We start from the raw sequence: 13,762 nt of genomic DNA on the forward strand, positions 1-13,762 counted from the left end.
CGCCTCACAGCTGCCAGGAGCCGATGTCTGCGTTCCCGGCGTCGCCACCGGGCTTGCTGTCCGCACCCAGCGAGAACACATCGATGTCGCCATGAGTGCCTGGAACCTGGTACTGGTACGGATGGCCCCACGGATCATTCGGCAGGCGATCCAGATACGGCGTCACCGGCAACGCACCGCTGCCCTGCGGCGGCTTCACCAGCGCCTGCAGGCCCTGTTCGGCACTGGGATAGCGCCCATTGTCCAGCTTGAACAACTTCAGCGCCTGCATCAGCGCCGCGATGTCCTGGCGCGCCGCCACCACACGCGCCTGGTCCGGACGGTCCATCAACCGCGGCACGATCAGCGCGGCAAGGATGCCGATGATCACCACCACCACCATGATCTCGATCAGGCTGAAGCCCTGCTGCCGAGCCCTGCGACCACCTGCCTGCCTTGCCATTGTTCCGCCCTCGTCATCCTGGAAGAGACCGCTGCACCATGGTCAGCGGTGCATGTGTCAGTACGATAAACATCCGCCTGCGATTCGCTGCGCGGTTGCCTGTGCGGCCGCTCGTGCAGCCGGCGCGCGTGCCGCCTCGAACAGGTGAGGCGGCACGCTGGCCAGTGTTTCGTCGATGCACCCGCGCAGCAACGGATGCACGCACGCCTGCAACAGGCGCACGCACTGCGTCGGCGACCACGCGGTGCCGTGGTCGAGGCCAATGAACATCCGGTAGGCCTGGTGGTAGCGCAGGTCGTCGTACACACGCTGTGCACTGTTGAGATCACGCACGACCACCAGCAGCGCTGCACGTTGCAGCAGCCGCGCATCGGCTGCGCCAAGCGGCAGCGCGCTCATGGCCGCGTCGGGCCAGGGCCACAGCCGCAGGTCGAGGGCCTTTCGAAGTGCCGCCAGTGGATGCGCACTGCTGTCCAGTGCCGCCCAGCGTGCCGCATCCACCCAGGCGTCACTGGACAGCACCCAGACCCACGAGCGCCCGTAGCGCTGCACGTTCAGTGGCGTGTGCCGTGCCTGTTCCAGTGACTGGCTCAGGTGGCGATCCAGCTCCAGCATGCTGATCCTGCGACTGTCTTCCATCTACGCCGCCCGTGCTCCGCGACGCGTGGTGCGTCGTACTCTGGAGAAGACGTCAGCAAGGCAGGTGAAGCGACACCGCGAATGCAACTCTGTGCACGGGGTGGCGCTTCATCGGCAACGTCATCGCAGCGTCATCCGCCTGCAGGCTTCGCGCTGCAGCCGCGGTGCGTCACCCCCACAACGGCGGGCCAGTACCGCCACGTCGCTGCGGGCAGCGAATGCGACCAGTGCATCGGTCATGTCCACGTCATCGCACCATGACGCCAGCGCGACGCGCAGTGCGGGCAGCTGCCACCCGTCCATCACCCCATGGGCGCCCGCCACGAACCAGTGCCAGAGCCGATGATGCAGCACCTGCTCATGCAGCTGCGTGAGATCGTCGATGCCATGGATGTCCGCCAACAGCAGTGCGCGTGCAAGCGCCGCAGGCGGCAGCGCCCCGGATTCGACCAAGGGCATCTCCTGCTGCTGCAGCCGCAGCAGCATCGCCAATGGGTGTGACTGCGGATTGAAGTCCAGCAGCACCGCCTGCTGCTGCCACTGCGCGTCAGACACCACGCACACCCAGGGCGAACCATAGCGATGCACCATCAAGGGCCTTCGCTGGGTGGTTTCCAGCAATGCAGACAGATTGCGACGCAGATCGAGCACACCGATGGTCTCGTTGCGCATCCTTGGCTTCTCCTCGCTTGCAACAGCCCTGCGCGGCGCGCACGGCCAGCGCCTTCATCTATCCAAGGACGGCGATGCCACCCGGAAAGCGACGCAGATCCAGCGACATCGTCAGTCGCAGCTGCTCCAGCGCCGCGTCCGGATCATCGATGCGGAAGCGGCCACTGACCGGCGCGCGCGCCAATGCCGATTCACCCAGCAGTACCTTGCCCCGCCGGTAACGGTTGATCTCGTCCACCACCTCGCCCAGCGGTGCGCGGCGGAACACAAGCATGCCTTCGGTCCAGGCACTCACTTCCGAAGCTACGGCCTCGGCCACGACGCCACTGAGGCGCTCGTCGAACCGGGTCTGCTGGCCGGCCTGCAGCTGCAGGCGGCCCTGCGGGTGCTCGATACGGGCGCTACCCTGCAGGCAGGTCACCCGTACCTGGCCGTGGGTGTTGCGCACGTCCAGGCGCACCGCACCTTCATCGGTAATCACGCAACCCGGGCCCGCGAACAGCGCCAGGCGCAGGCCAGCGCCGGTTTCGATCGCGGCCTGGCCCTGCACCAGCTCGAAGCCTTCGCCCTGCGCGTGCGCGCGGCGGCGCAGGCTGCTCTGCGTATCCAGTTCGATCTTGAGCTGCGGCAAGGGCGCGATCTGTAGTCGTTCACCTGTGCCGGTGTGGAAATCGGCCGCCATCGCCGTCACCGAGGGCCACAATCCCAGCGGCGGGCGGAGCGCCGCCGCCACCACCAGACTGGCTGGCGCTGCCACCGCAGCGCCCAGGAAGGCGCGCCGGCTCCAGCGCTGGGCCGGCGTCGGCGCGACCGGTTCGCGCGCGCCGGCGGGCAGTCGCTCGCCGGCCAGCCGCACCTGCTCCCACTGCCTGCGCGCACGGCCAAACGCTTCACGATGACGCGGGTCGGACTCGCACCATGCACGGAACCGGCGCCCATCGGCAGCGGTCGCCTCGCCCGAGGTCAGCCGCACCACCCACGCATGAGCCTGACGCTCAACGGCATCCAGCGGGCGTTGCGGGCGGTCGTCAGGATCCATGGGTCTCATGCCGGACCCGCACGCTGCGGGGTTCTGCTCGGCGTCAAAGTGTAGACGGATGCCGTCGCTCAGAACCGCACCTGGCGCCCCTGCCCGCTGCGTTCGGCCAGGTAGTCCTGGGCTGCCTTCAGCTCCCGCTGCACCAACCGCAGCGACACACCGAGGTGGTCGGCCACGTCGCGCTGCTGCAGGCCATCGACGCGGATTGCCAGCAGGATGCGACGACGGCGCTCGGGCATGCGCTGCAGCAGGCCGACCATGTCTTCCAGCGCGAAGTCCAGCTCGGCCGCCTGCGCCGGCCCCGGCCCCGGGTCGGCCATGTCCATCAGCGTATCCACCTCCTCCAGGCTCAGCAGGCGGTGGTCTGCCCGTTGGCGGTCGATCACGGTGTTCATCGCCATCCGCAGCAGGTAGGCCGCAGGGTTCTGCACCGCGTCCAGGCGGTCACGGCGCGCACTCAGGCGCACCCACGTGTCCTGCAGCGCGTCGCCGGCCAGCTCTTCCGATCCGAGCTTGCGCACCAACCGGCGTTTCAGCTCGTCGTAGGCACCCAGGAGGTGGTCCATCAGATCAACCGCCCCAGCCGTACCGTTGCTCATGTTCGAATCCTTGAAGTCATGGAAGGGGCGCGCGCCGGCCGCAGTCGTGGTCGGTGCCGGAAGGACGGATCTGCAGCGTCACCGGCTGTGGCAGCGCGGCGGCCTCGGCCGCCAGCACCAGGCCGTGCAGCGCCTGCAGCAGGCGTGCGTCGCGGCGATCACTGCCACTGCCGGACAGCAGCTCGGGCTCGCTCACCTGGCCCGCGCCGTCGATGCGGAAGCGCAGCGTTGCGGCATAGCGGCCGGGCGCAATCTCCGGGTCGTCACAGAACGCCGCACGCAGCCGCTGCTGCAACCCGCCGTAGCGACGCCGGCGTTCGGCCTCGGGCAGCCCCGCGCCAACATCGGGTTCCGCGGCCGAGGGCTTGCCCCGGCGCAGCACCACACGCTGCTCGCCGATCACCTCGGCCTCGATCCCGGTGTCCTGCAGCAGCGACTCCAGCGCCACAAGCGGCGCCAGGCTCCCGCGCAGCGCATGGCTGCTGCGGCCCGAAGCAAGGTCGCCGGGGTACATCACCGACCACCCACTGATGACACTGAAGCGCTCGACCGCCTGTTCCAGCGGCTGCGCAGGGATGTCGTAGGCGTGAACCGCGTCCTGTGCGGCAGCGGCAAAGGACAGCAGCAGCCATGCGGCGATGGCCACCTTCCAAGTTCTGACCGCATGGTGTCCATTCAGCCCCCTGACGTAGAACACATGACCCTCGGCAGCGACAGCAGCTGCAACGGTCGCGCACCACAACCGGAACCCCGGCCCGCGCGCGACCCGCAAGCGGGCTCAAACCGTACCGAGGGCACATGTCATTGCGATGACCGCCGCCACGGCTGACGCCGGGGCAGGCTCCGTGGGGCCAGTCACGCATCAGGAATCAATGAATCGAACAGACATGATCATCTGCCCCTGGGGTCAGAGCCCGTTGCGCAGCAACGGGATCCGACCCCGACAGGTCGTGGGAAACTGTCGAAGGCGGGGTGGGTCCGGTTGCAGGGGTGTCCGCGGCATGGATGCCGCGGCCAAGCCCCCATGGAAGGGTTTACGGCGTCCCCTGCAACCGGACCCACCCCGCCATCCCACGGAATGCACGCTGTTGCTTCGGCCGTTGCTTCTGAGGTTGCCGGCCAGCGGCCGGCACTACCCGCGGGTGCCGGGTGCAGCCCGGCCGCAAACCCCATCCCTCAAAGCGGCAGCTGGGTCGTCTGCTTGATCCGCTGCATCGGAATCTCGGTCTTGGTGTTCTGCACTCCGGCGATCCGGTTCAGGTGCTGCATCTGGAACTGCCGGTAGGCATCAAGGTCGGCCACCGCCACCCGCAGCAGGAAATCGCAGTCACCGGCCATCAGATGGCATTCCAGCACTTCCGGGAAAGACTTGATGCTGTTGATGAAGTGATTGGTGGTGTCCTCGTCCTGCCCGCGCAGCCACACCCGCACGAACACGGTGAAGCCGCGGCCCACCTTGGCCTCGTTCAACAGCGCCACATAGCGGTCGATGTAGCCGCCCTCCTCCAGCAGACGCACCCGGCGCAGGCAGGCCGACGGCGACAGCCCGACCAGACAGGCCAGCTCCAGGTTCTGCAGGCGGCCGTCGCGCTGCAGGGCGTCGAGGATGCGGCGATCAAGGTTGTCGAGCTGGTACTGCATGAAATTTCGTCCTGGTCGACTCTGGCCGCATGGAATATCAATCATCCAGAATCCAGTGGCATCAACGCAACCCGATTTCGTGATCGGACCGCTAGCATGGGCCACCCCCACCTCGTCGTGCCGTTCCATGGACGCCCGTACCACCCTCCCCCTGCCAGACACCTGCGATACCGCGCCGCGTGCCGAATTGCTGCGCGGCCTGCGCGCCGCCGTACCGGTGATGATCGGCTTCATTCCGTTCGCCCTGGTGCTCGGCGCGCAGGCGGCCCAGAAGGGCCTGAGCGCACTGGAAGTACCGCTGATGACCGGCCTCAACTTCGCTGGCGGTTCGGAGTTCGCCGCCGTCGAACTGTGGACCTCGCCACCGCACATCGCACTGATCGTGGCGATCACCGCGCTGGTCAACAGCCGCCACCTGCTGATGGGCGCCAGCCTGGCCCCGCTGCTGCAGCACCTGCCGCGCCGCCGCGTGCTGCCGGCGCTGTTCTTCATGTGCGACGAAAGCTGGGCAATGGGCGTGGCCGATGCGCGTCGACGCGCGCTGGGCTTCAGCCTGGCCTACTACCTGGGCGTGTCGGCAGGCCTGTACACCGTCTGGGTGGCCTGCACCGCACTCGGTGCGATCGTCGGGCCGATGTTGGGCGACATCCACGCCTATGGCTTCGACATGGCTTTCCCCGCCGTGTTCCTGGTACTGCTGCGCGGCATGTGGCAGGGCATGAAGGCGGCTAGACCGTGGCTGGTCAGCCTGGTCGTCGCCGCCGCCACCTACCTGCTGATCCCGGGCGCGTGGTACGTGGCCAGCGGCGCATTGGCCGGCCTGGCCGCCGCCTGGCTGCTGGCGGAGGACCCGGCATGATCTTCAATGGACTGATCCACTGGACCTCGGTGTTGACCATCGTGCTGATGGCTGCCGCCACCTACCTGACCCGCATCGTCGGCTTCCTCGCGCTGCGCAACCGCACGTTGAGCAAACGCGCCGTGACGGTGATGGAAGCCGCGCCGGGCTGCGTGCTGATCTCGGTGATCGCCCCGGACTTCGTCGCCGACAAGCCGGCCGACCTGGCCGCACTGGCGATCACCCTGCTGGCCGCCACGCGGCTGTCGATGCTGCCGACGGTGCTGATCGGCGTGGTCTCGGCGGGTGTGCTGCGCTATCTGATGGGCTGACGCGCCCGCGACTTCCCCACAGGGTGTGACTGGATGCGCAAGTGTCGCCATTGGCGCGACCTGCGCATGTCTCTGGTGCATCGAATGTGACCCGGAGCCAACTACTGCAGGTGTTTGAAACAATTCCGATTGCCTGATCGAGCCAGAGTCGATACGCATTGAGTACCGAGCCAGCGAGTTGAACTGATCGGTCAATCGACGTCAAACCTGGAGAGTACCAATGAGCAATCTACGAGCTATCGTGGCAGCAATCGGTATCGCCCTCATCTCTGCTGGCGGGCTGACCCCCTGATGCAGCGCCGTCAGCCCAAGCGTACCCAATCGGGCTCCGCCCTCGGGCTCTATGCTGGGCTGGCGGCAATCCTTCTGGCCACAAGTGCGTGCCAATCCATCCAACTGCCTCCCCGGGACCTGGTCAGTCCCGATGGAGGGTATGCCACCCTGCTGCGAGGCCCATCCTCACATCTGAAGATCAGCACAGTGTCGGTGCTACCCGGCCCGGAAAGCTCGGAGTATCCCAATCGGTCCATCGAGTGCGGGTGGTCATCCGTCGCAACTCGACTTCTCTGGGCAGATGGAGCGCTTTCGGCCATGCAAGCATCACAGCTCTGCGAGTCCGCTGCACGATCCGCTGGACTGCCGCTCGAGGCCAATGGGCAGGAACGGACGCCTGTGCATTATCAGCTCACGATCGTAAGTGACGGAGGCGGCATCTGGCGACAACTGCCAGGACCAGAGCGGCCGGGCCAGGTGGTCAGCTTCTGGTTTCCCTCCGGCCCGGACGCTGATTCGCTGCGCAGGCGCGTGATCGCCACCACCGCTCATGAGTTCCAGCATATCGCCACCGCATTGTCAGGGCAGCCTCGGCGCGGCCGGCAACGGGAACCAGTCGCCTATCTGGCTGGCGCATGTGCGCAGTTGCTGATCGAAGGCACCCTTGCGCGCGCGAACCTCCCGGGCGGACACGATCCGCGAGCTGATCCGTTCCTGCCATCTGCAGCCAGACGCTCCGCGCACGCGGGCAGTACGACCGGGGCAGCACTGCTGCGGTTCTTCGGTGACGCAGACACCTTGCACATCAATGAGGGAGGTCGCCACCTCGTGCAGCATTGCCACGAGACGATCGGCTTTCCCCTGCAGCAGTGAACGCTCCCTGCGACACCCGGTCGCAGCCCTTCGCGCCACCCGCTTGACCAATGTCAAACCGCCCGCTGCGGTGCGGGCGTATCTCTATGCAGGACCCGAACACGCCGGCGTTACCGGCATCCACAAGGACCCTGCGATGAGCTACACCCCCGACAACGCCCAGCTGCTGAACGCCATGCAGAACGTCATGGTGATCTCCACCACCGACCTGCAGGGCAACATCACCTATGCCAACGACCTGTTCTGCACCCTCACCGGCTTCGCCCGCGAGGAACTGATCGGCCAGCCGCACAGCATCGTGCGCCACCCGGATGTGCCCAAGGCGGTCTACAAGGACATGTGGGACACCATCAAGGCCGGCAAGACCTGGACCGGCATCGTACCCAACCTCGGCAAGGGCGGCGTGCTCTACGTGGTCGACACCACCGTGCAACCGCTGTTCGACGCCGACGGCAACATCACCTCCTACATCAGCATCCGCCGCGTGGTGAACGACCTGATGCAGAACTACGACCTGGTCGAGTTCAGCAAGGAAAAGTTCGACGACTTCTACGAGGCCGCGTGAACGCCCTCCCGACCAGTACGCCCTTCAGCCGCCTGCTGGTGGGTTTCGCGTCCGAGTCGGGCAATGCCCGCGCCCTGGCCCAGCGCCTGGGCGCGGACCTGCAGCCGCACGCGCCGCAGGTGCTCCCTTTCAACGACATCGAGGTGGCCAGTCTCGGTCACGGCGACGTGCTGCTGGCGATTTCCAGCTCGTTCGGCGATGGCGAACCGCCGGCCAATGGCGAACAGTTCTTCGAAACACTGCGCCAGACCCCGACGCTGGCTGGGCTGCGCTATGCAGTGTTCGGCCTCGGTGACACCGGCTACCCGAGCTTCTGCGGCTTCACCAAGGCGCTGGATGCTGCACTGAGCGAGCGCCAGGCGCAGCCGCTGCTGCATCGGGTGGACGCCGACCTGGGCTACGAGCAGTTCTTCCAGCAATGGCGGCCGGTGCTCGGCCAGGTGCTGGAGGGCGACCTCAACGCTGGCCAGGGCCTGCGCCTGCAGGTCACCGCCTATGGCGAAGACAATGCGTTTGCCGCCCCCATTCTCGAACGTCGCCGCCTGAACAGCAGCGACCCCGCTGCCTGGCACCTGCAGCTGGACATTGCCGGCAGTGGCATGGCCTACCGCGCAGGTGACACCCTGCACGTGGTACCCGAGAACGATCCCGCCCTGCTGCAGGCATTGGCTGCCTGGTATGGCGACACCGCCGCCGTGGCCGCCCTGCACGACCGCGAGCTGCGCCTGCTGAGCAAGGGCGTACTGCGCGAACTGGCCAGGCTCGGCGGTAGCGAGGTACTGAAGGGTCTGTTGAAGGTCAGCCAGAAGCGCGAGCTGGACGCCTACCTGCACGGCCTGGACCTGCTGGACGTGCTGCAGGACCACGCCACCCCGCACAGCGTTGCTCTGGCCCGGCTGCGCGGGCTGCTGTCACCGCGGCTGCCTCGCGCTTATTCCATCGCCTCTCACCCTTGCGACGACCAGCTGAGCCTGTGCGTGCGCGAAGTGCGCTACACCCTGCGCGACCGCGAGCGCTTCGGCACCGCCACCGGCAGCCTGCTGCACGGCGGCGACCACGCCCGGGTGTACTGCCGTTCCAACCCCGGCTTCCACCTGCCCGATACCGGCCAGGCACCGCTGCTGCTGGTCGGCACCGGCACCGGCATCGCACCGTTGATGGGCCTGATGCAGGAACTGCAGGCCAACGCCTGCGAACGTGAAGTGCACCTGGTGTTCGGCGAGAAGCACCGCCAGCACGACTACCTGTACCGCGACCAGCTGCAGGACTGGCACACGCGAGGCGTGCTGGCCGGCCTGCATACCGCGTTCTCGCGCGATGGCGCCGAAAAGGTCTATGTGCAGCATGTGCTGCAGCAGCGTGCCGCCGAAGTGCGCGATGTCCTGGCCCGCGGTGGGCACCTGTACCTGTGCGGCAACAAGAGCCACCTGGAAGGCGCGGTGCGCGAGGCCATCGATGCCATCGGTGGTGAAGGATACTGGGACACACTGCGGGGCGAAGGCCGCACCCACTGCGAGTTGTACTGATCCATGACCACCGGACCGCACGGACCTTGAACCGGTAGAGCCGGCCGCTGGCCGGCTGCTCAGGATTCCGTGGTTGCCGGCCAGCGGCCGGCACTACCATCAGATGTGACCAACCATCGCCGGTGCGTCCATCACGGGTCAATTGCCGACAATGCGGCCGTTCACCACGCGCGCCACCTGCTGGCCGAACATGGCCACGTCCTGCGGGTCGTGGCTGATCAACAACAACGGGATCCCGGTCTTGTCCAGCACCGCCTCCAACTCCTGGCGCAGATGCTGCCGAAGGTCATGATCCAGTGCGGAGAACGGTTCATCCAACAGCAGCGCCTGCGGTTGCGTCACCAGCGCCCGCGCCAGTGCGGTGCGCTGGCGCTGCCCGCCGGAAATCTGCGAGGGCAGCAGATCACCCACGGTGTCGATGCGGAAGGCGTGCAACCACTGCTCCACCGCACCGAAGCGCTGGCGGTTCCGTGGATTCAACCACCCCTTCTCCAGCCCGAACGCCACGTTCTGGCGCACGCTCAGATGCGGGAACAACGCGTAATCCTGGAACACATAGCCCAGCCGGCGGCGCTGCGGCGGCAGATCCACGCCGGTGGCCGCATCGAACAGGGTCTGCCCCTGCACGCGCACATGCCCCTGGCCCGGCCGCAGCAGCCCGGCCACCGCCTTCAAGGTCAGGCTCTTGCCCGCGCCCGAGGGCCCGAACAACACCACCTGCCGCTGCGTGCACTGCAGCGATACGTCCAACACGAACTCCTGGCCGGCCGCCTGCAGGCGACGCTGCACCTGCAGGTCAAGCCACATCGCGCAGCTCCCGGCGACGCCCGCCCACCAGCCGCGCGGCCAGCAACAGGATCACGATGCAGACCACCGAGGTGAGAATCACCAGCGCATTGGCCTTGCCGTCCTGGCCGGCCTGTACCGCCTCGTAGATGGCGATCGACAACGTCTGCGTCCGGCCCGGAATGCTGCCGGCCACCATCAGCGTCGCGCCGAACTCGCCCATTGCGCGCGCAAACGCCAGCAGCAGGCCGGCGAGGATGCCGCGCCACGCCAGTGGCAGCGTGATGCGGAAAAACACCGCCACTTCGGACACACCCAGCGTGCGTGCGGCCTGCTCCAGCTGCCCGTCCACTTCCTCGAACGCCGCGCGTGCCGGCTTGAACACCAGCGGCAGCGAGGCCACCGCCGCAGCAATCACGGCCGCCTGCCAGGTGAACACCAGGTTGATGCCGAACCACGACTGCAGCCACGCACCGATCGGACCATTGCGACCGATCAACACCAGCAGGTAGTACCCCAGCACCGTCGGTGGCAGCACCATCGGCAGGGTCAGCAGCGAATCCAGCAGCTCGCGCCCGGGGAAGCGACGGCGGGCCAGCAACGCGCCCAGCGCCACGCCCAGCACCAGATTGATCGCGGTGGCCCAGCCGGCCACCTTCAGCGACAACCCCAGCGCGGTCCAGTCCAGATCCATGCCTCAGGGCTTGCCGAACCCATGCTTGGCCAGAATCGCCTGGCCCTGTGCCGAACGCACGAAGGTAGCGAAGCGCCGTGCCTCTGCCGGCTGCGTACTGGCCCTGGTCACCGCCAGCGGATACGCAATGCGCCCGGACACCGGCACCGCGAACGCACGGCGCACCCGGTCGGGCATCGCCTGCGCATCGGTGGCATAGACGAAGCCGGCATCCACTTCACCGCGCGCCACGTAATCCAGGGACTGACGCACGTTCTGCGTGGTGATGGTCTTGCCCTGCACCGACGACCACAGGCCCGCCACTTCCAGCGCACCCTTGGCATAGCGGCCGACCGGCACGCTGTCCGGGTTGCCCAGTGCGATGCGCTGCACACCGGCACCGGCCAGGTCCTTCAAGGTACGCGGCGCCGCCTTGGCCTGCGGCGGCACCACCACCCACAGCGCGTTCACTGCAAACACCTCGCGGGTGCCGGCCGCCAGCAGATCCTGCTGCTGGGCCTGGTCCATCGTGGTTTCGTCGGCCGACGCGAACACATCCACCGGCGCACCGCGGCTGATCTGTTGCAGCAACACGCCGGACGCGGCGAAGTTGAAATCAACCTTGGTGCCCGGGTGTGCCTTCTCATAGGCATTGCCCAGTTCGCGGAAGCTCTCGGTCAGGCTCGATGCGGCCGAAACGGTCAGCGTGGCCGCCCAGGCCGGCACCGTGGCCAGCAGGCCCAGCAACAACAGTCCAGCTCGCTTCATCGTCGGCTCCCGGCCAGGTTCAGTTCGGATCGGATTCGTCGGCCACCGCCAGCGCGGCCAGGCGCTCGGGCTGCAGCAGCAGGATCTCACGCTGCTTCACCGCGATGATCCCATCATCGCTCAGGCGGCGCAGCACGCGGCTGGCGGTTTCCGGCGCCATCCGCAGGTAGTTGGCGATCTCGGTACGCGCCATCGTCAGGTTGAAGCGCGTGGCAGAAAAACCGCGCCGCGCGTAGCGCTCGGACATGTCCAGCAGGAATGCGGCCATGCGCTCTTCGGTACGGTGGTTGGCGGCCAGCGTGGCGACCTTGCCGATCTCCGCACTGAGCAGGCTGAACAGCTTGGCCTGCAGCCCGGGCATGCGCGTGGCCAGCGAGCTCAGCTTTGGGAACGAGATGCGGCACAGATGCACCGTATCCAGCGCCACCGCATTGCAGGGGAAGCGCGAACCGTGGATCGCATTCAGGCCGATCACTTCGCCCGGCAGGCTGAAGCCCAGCACCTGCTCGTTGCCCTGGCTGTCGTCGACGAAGGTCTTGACCATGCCGGCGCGCACCGCAGCAATCGAATCAAACGACTCGCCAGCGCGGAAGATGTAGTCACCCGCATGGAACGGACCGACGTGGTCGACCAGCACGTGCAGATCGCCCAGTGCGGTCTTGTCGTAGCCCTGCGACATGCAGGCGTCGGAAAACGCGCAGGTGCTGCAGAAGTGCAGCGCGTCGCCGTCATCGGCGGCGGCGGGGTTCGGGGTGGCCTGTCCAAGGCGGCCGTGCGAAGGCGGATTCGAAGACATCTGGGCAAGACTCAAGCGATGGCGGCCGCCGGCCGGAAGCATGCGGCCATCATACGCCACAGCAGGCGCCCTTCTTCGGCCAGCCGCAGCACGCGCGCATCCCAGTGCGCCCAGCCGCGCGCCAGCAACGGTGCCAATGCTGGCAGCTGCCCGGCGAAGCATTCTTCGAATGGTTCATCGTTGCGCCATTCGAAGGCAGCCGCATCGAGCGCGTGATCGCAGGCGATACTCTGCGCCACCTCGGCCGCCAGTCGCTCGTCTTCGGACAGGATCAATCCGGCAGACACGCCCATATGCCCGGCCTGCAGCCGCGCACTCCATTCGCCCAGTTCGTCCTCCAGGCGGTAGAACACCTCGCCGATCTGGCTGCAGGCGGACAGGCCAAGCCCGATGAAGTCGCTGCGGTCGCGGCGTGGCACGCCGGCCAGGTCACAATGACGCTGGCCATCGCCCGGGCCATGCGGGATCGGCAGGTCGCCGCGCTGGTAGTGGTCACCACCGATCGGTTCGTAGCCTGCCGCGCGCAGCAGGCGCCAACTCTGCAGCCATCGTGCCGCCGAGGGATGCTCTGGCAGCGCGCAAGGCGCCGGCAGCAGGATGCGCTCGGGCGCTTCGGCCAGCACCTCATGCAGTCGTTCGATGAAGCCGGTATCCGCGCTGCCGGGCACCCGCAACTGGTAGTAGCGCGCGGTAAAGCCCACCTGTCGCGCATGCGCCAGCAGCGTCGGCCCGGGTGCATCGGCGCGATCGATCACGTTCAGGCGGGTGCAGCCCACCGCACGCAGTTGTGCCGGCGCCAGCGTGCTGCCCGCGTCCAGCCGCACCTCCACCTGTGGCCGCGCCACGGTGCGCAAGTACTGCGGCACGGCATCCAGCAGCTGGCCCAGCTGCGGTGGCGGCAGCGTCTCGGCCAGCCCCAACTGCAGCACCATTGCCACCACCTCGCGATCTTCAGCCAGCGCGCCGGCCTGCAGGCGCAGCGCCAGCAGCAGGGTGTCCAGATACGCCTGCGGTGGCACGTCGCGCCCGCCACGACCCGCCTGGAAGCCGAGCGTCAAACCACGCGGGATCAGGTGCTCGTTGCTGGCGCGCACGGCGGCGCGCCACCCGCTTTCGCCAAAGCCGGTACTGAACTGGTCAGCCGGCGGAAACAGCACGTGCCGTGGCTGCCGCAGCAATGCCGCCTGCAGCGCAGTGTCCTCGCTCTCGTCAACGTGGAAGCTCATGGCAGACATCTTCGGGCGTTCCTCTTCGCGTGGCCCTGATTGAAATCAAGCGTGGCGCATCTGATGGTTCCTGC

Annotated in this window: 17 protein-coding genes; 5 read left to right on the top strand and 12 right to left on the bottom strand. The window is 67.3% G+C overall.

What is annotated here, in order from left to right; all coding sequences use genetic code 11:
• Nucleotides 1-4 precede the first annotated feature (4 nt).
• The 7 genes from gspG to ACM0PB_RS17970 form a co-directional block, all read right to left on the bottom strand.
• Nucleotides 5-442: a type II secretion system major pseudopilin GspG gene (gene gspG, locus ACM0PB_RS17940; RefSeq protein ID WP_005416799.1), complete on the bottom strand. Its 438-nt coding sequence runs from the start codon at nt 440-442 to the stop codon at nt 5-7.
• A 57-nt stretch (nt 443-499) separates the two neighbouring features.
• Complete coding sequence (locus ACM0PB_RS17945) at nt 500-1,057, bottom strand: hypothetical protein (RefSeq protein ID WP_240431614.1); 558 nt, start codon at nt 1,055-1,057, stop codon at nt 500-502.
• A gap of 144 nt (nt 1,058-1,201) precedes the next feature.
• Nucleotides 1,202-1,753 (bottom strand): hypothetical protein, encoded by a 552-nt coding sequence (locus tag ACM0PB_RS17950; RefSeq protein ID WP_005416804.1) that lies wholly within the window; start codon nt 1,751-1,753, stop codon nt 1,202-1,204.
• 58 nt (nt 1,754-1,811) lie between these two features.
• Nucleotides 1,812-2,792, bottom strand: a complete 981-nt coding sequence (locus ACM0PB_RS17955; RefSeq protein WP_414604861.1) for a FecR family protein — start codon at nt 2,790-2,792, stop codon at nt 1,812-1,814.
• A 68-nt stretch (nt 2,793-2,860) separates the two neighbouring features.
• Nucleotides 2,861-3,391: an RNA polymerase sigma factor gene (locus ACM0PB_RS17960; RefSeq protein WP_065177664.1), complete on the bottom strand. Its 531-nt coding sequence runs from the start codon at nt 3,389-3,391 to the stop codon at nt 2,861-2,863.
• Nucleotides 3,392-3,407: 16 nt separating this feature from the next.
• Nucleotides 3,408-4,088, bottom strand: a complete 681-nt coding sequence (locus tag ACM0PB_RS17965; RefSeq protein ID WP_065196405.1) for an STN domain-containing protein — start codon at nt 4,086-4,088, stop codon at nt 3,408-3,410.
• Between the two features lie 479 nt (nt 4,089-4,567).
• Nucleotides 4,568-5,032: an Lrp/AsnC family transcriptional regulator gene (locus ACM0PB_RS17970; protein ID WP_414604565.1), complete on the bottom strand. Its 465-nt coding sequence runs from the start codon at nt 5,030-5,032 to the stop codon at nt 4,568-4,570.
• 127 nt (nt 5,033-5,159) lie between these two features.
• Between ACM0PB_RS17970 and ACM0PB_RS17975 the strand changes: the two genes are divergently transcribed.
• From ACM0PB_RS17975 to ACM0PB_RS17995, 5 genes are all read left to right on the top strand, one after another.
• Nucleotides 5,160-5,891: an AzlC family ABC transporter permease gene (locus ACM0PB_RS17975; RefSeq protein WP_414604564.1), complete on the top strand. Its 732-nt coding sequence runs from the start codon at nt 5,160-5,162 to the stop codon at nt 5,889-5,891.
• Nucleotides 5,888-6,202 (top strand): AzlD family protein, encoded by a 315-nt coding sequence (locus ACM0PB_RS17980; RefSeq protein WP_005409898.1) that lies wholly within the window; start codon nt 5,888-5,890, stop codon nt 6,200-6,202. Before ACM0PB_RS17975 ends, ACM0PB_RS17980 begins: the two co-directional genes overlap by 4 nt.
• A 591-nt stretch (nt 6,203-6,793) precedes the next feature.
• Entirely contained in the window at nt 6,794-7,348 is a 555-nt protein-coding gene (locus tag ACM0PB_RS17985) for a ubiquitin family protein (RefSeq protein WP_139727192.1), read from the top strand.
• Nucleotides 7,349-7,484: 136 nt separating this feature from the next.
• A complete protein-coding gene (locus ACM0PB_RS17990) occupies nt 7,485-7,913 on the top strand; it encodes a PAS domain-containing protein (RefSeq protein ID WP_005409905.1) in 429 nt (142 codons plus the stop codon).
• Entirely contained in the window at nt 7,910-9,439 is a 1,530-nt protein-coding gene (locus ACM0PB_RS17995) for a diflavin oxidoreductase (protein WP_111128605.1), read from the top strand. Before ACM0PB_RS17990 ends, ACM0PB_RS17995 begins: the two co-directional genes overlap by 4 nt.
• A gap of 138 nt (nt 9,440-9,577) precedes the next feature.
• Here ACM0PB_RS17995 and ACM0PB_RS18000 read toward each other — a convergent pair whose 3' ends face one another.
• The 5 genes from ACM0PB_RS18000 to ACM0PB_RS18020 are packed head-to-tail and all read right to left on the bottom strand — an operon-like array spanning nt 9,578 to nt 13,688.
• The gene (locus ACM0PB_RS18000; protein WP_111128607.1) at nt 9,578-10,246 is read right to left on the bottom strand and encodes a sulfate/molybdate ABC transporter ATP-binding protein; all 669 of its coding nucleotides are present in this window, start codon (nt 10,244-10,246) and stop codon (nt 9,578-9,580) included.
• Nucleotides 10,236-10,919, bottom strand: coding sequence for a molybdate ABC transporter permease subunit (gene modB / locus ACM0PB_RS18005; RefSeq protein ID WP_065177657.1), 684 nt, complete (start codon nt 10,917-10,919; stop codon nt 10,236-10,238). The genes ACM0PB_RS18000 and modB overlap by 11 nt, the downstream gene beginning before the upstream one ends.
• A 3-nt stretch (nt 10,920-10,922) precedes the next feature.
• Entirely contained in the window at nt 10,923-11,666 is a 744-nt protein-coding gene (gene modA / locus ACM0PB_RS18010; RefSeq protein WP_111128609.1) for a molybdate ABC transporter substrate-binding protein, read from the bottom strand.
• 19 nt (nt 11,667-11,685) lie between these two features.
• A complete protein-coding gene (locus ACM0PB_RS18015) occupies nt 11,686-12,462 on the bottom strand; it encodes a helix-turn-helix domain-containing protein (RefSeq protein ID WP_005416832.1) in 777 nt (258 codons plus the stop codon).
• Between the two features lie 11 nt (nt 12,463-12,473).
• Complete coding sequence (locus ACM0PB_RS18020) at nt 12,474-13,688, bottom strand: oxygen-independent coproporphyrinogen III oxidase (RefSeq protein WP_065177654.1); 1,215 nt, start codon at nt 13,686-13,688, stop codon at nt 12,474-12,476.
• Between the last annotated feature and the right edge of the window lie 74 nt (nt 13,689-13,762).

The organism is Stenotrophomonas sp. AR029, from assembly GCF_047520695.2.
GTDB classification, from domain to species: domain Bacteria; phylum Pseudomonadota; class Gammaproteobacteria; order Xanthomonadales; family Xanthomonadaceae; genus Stenotrophomonas; species Stenotrophomonas sepilia.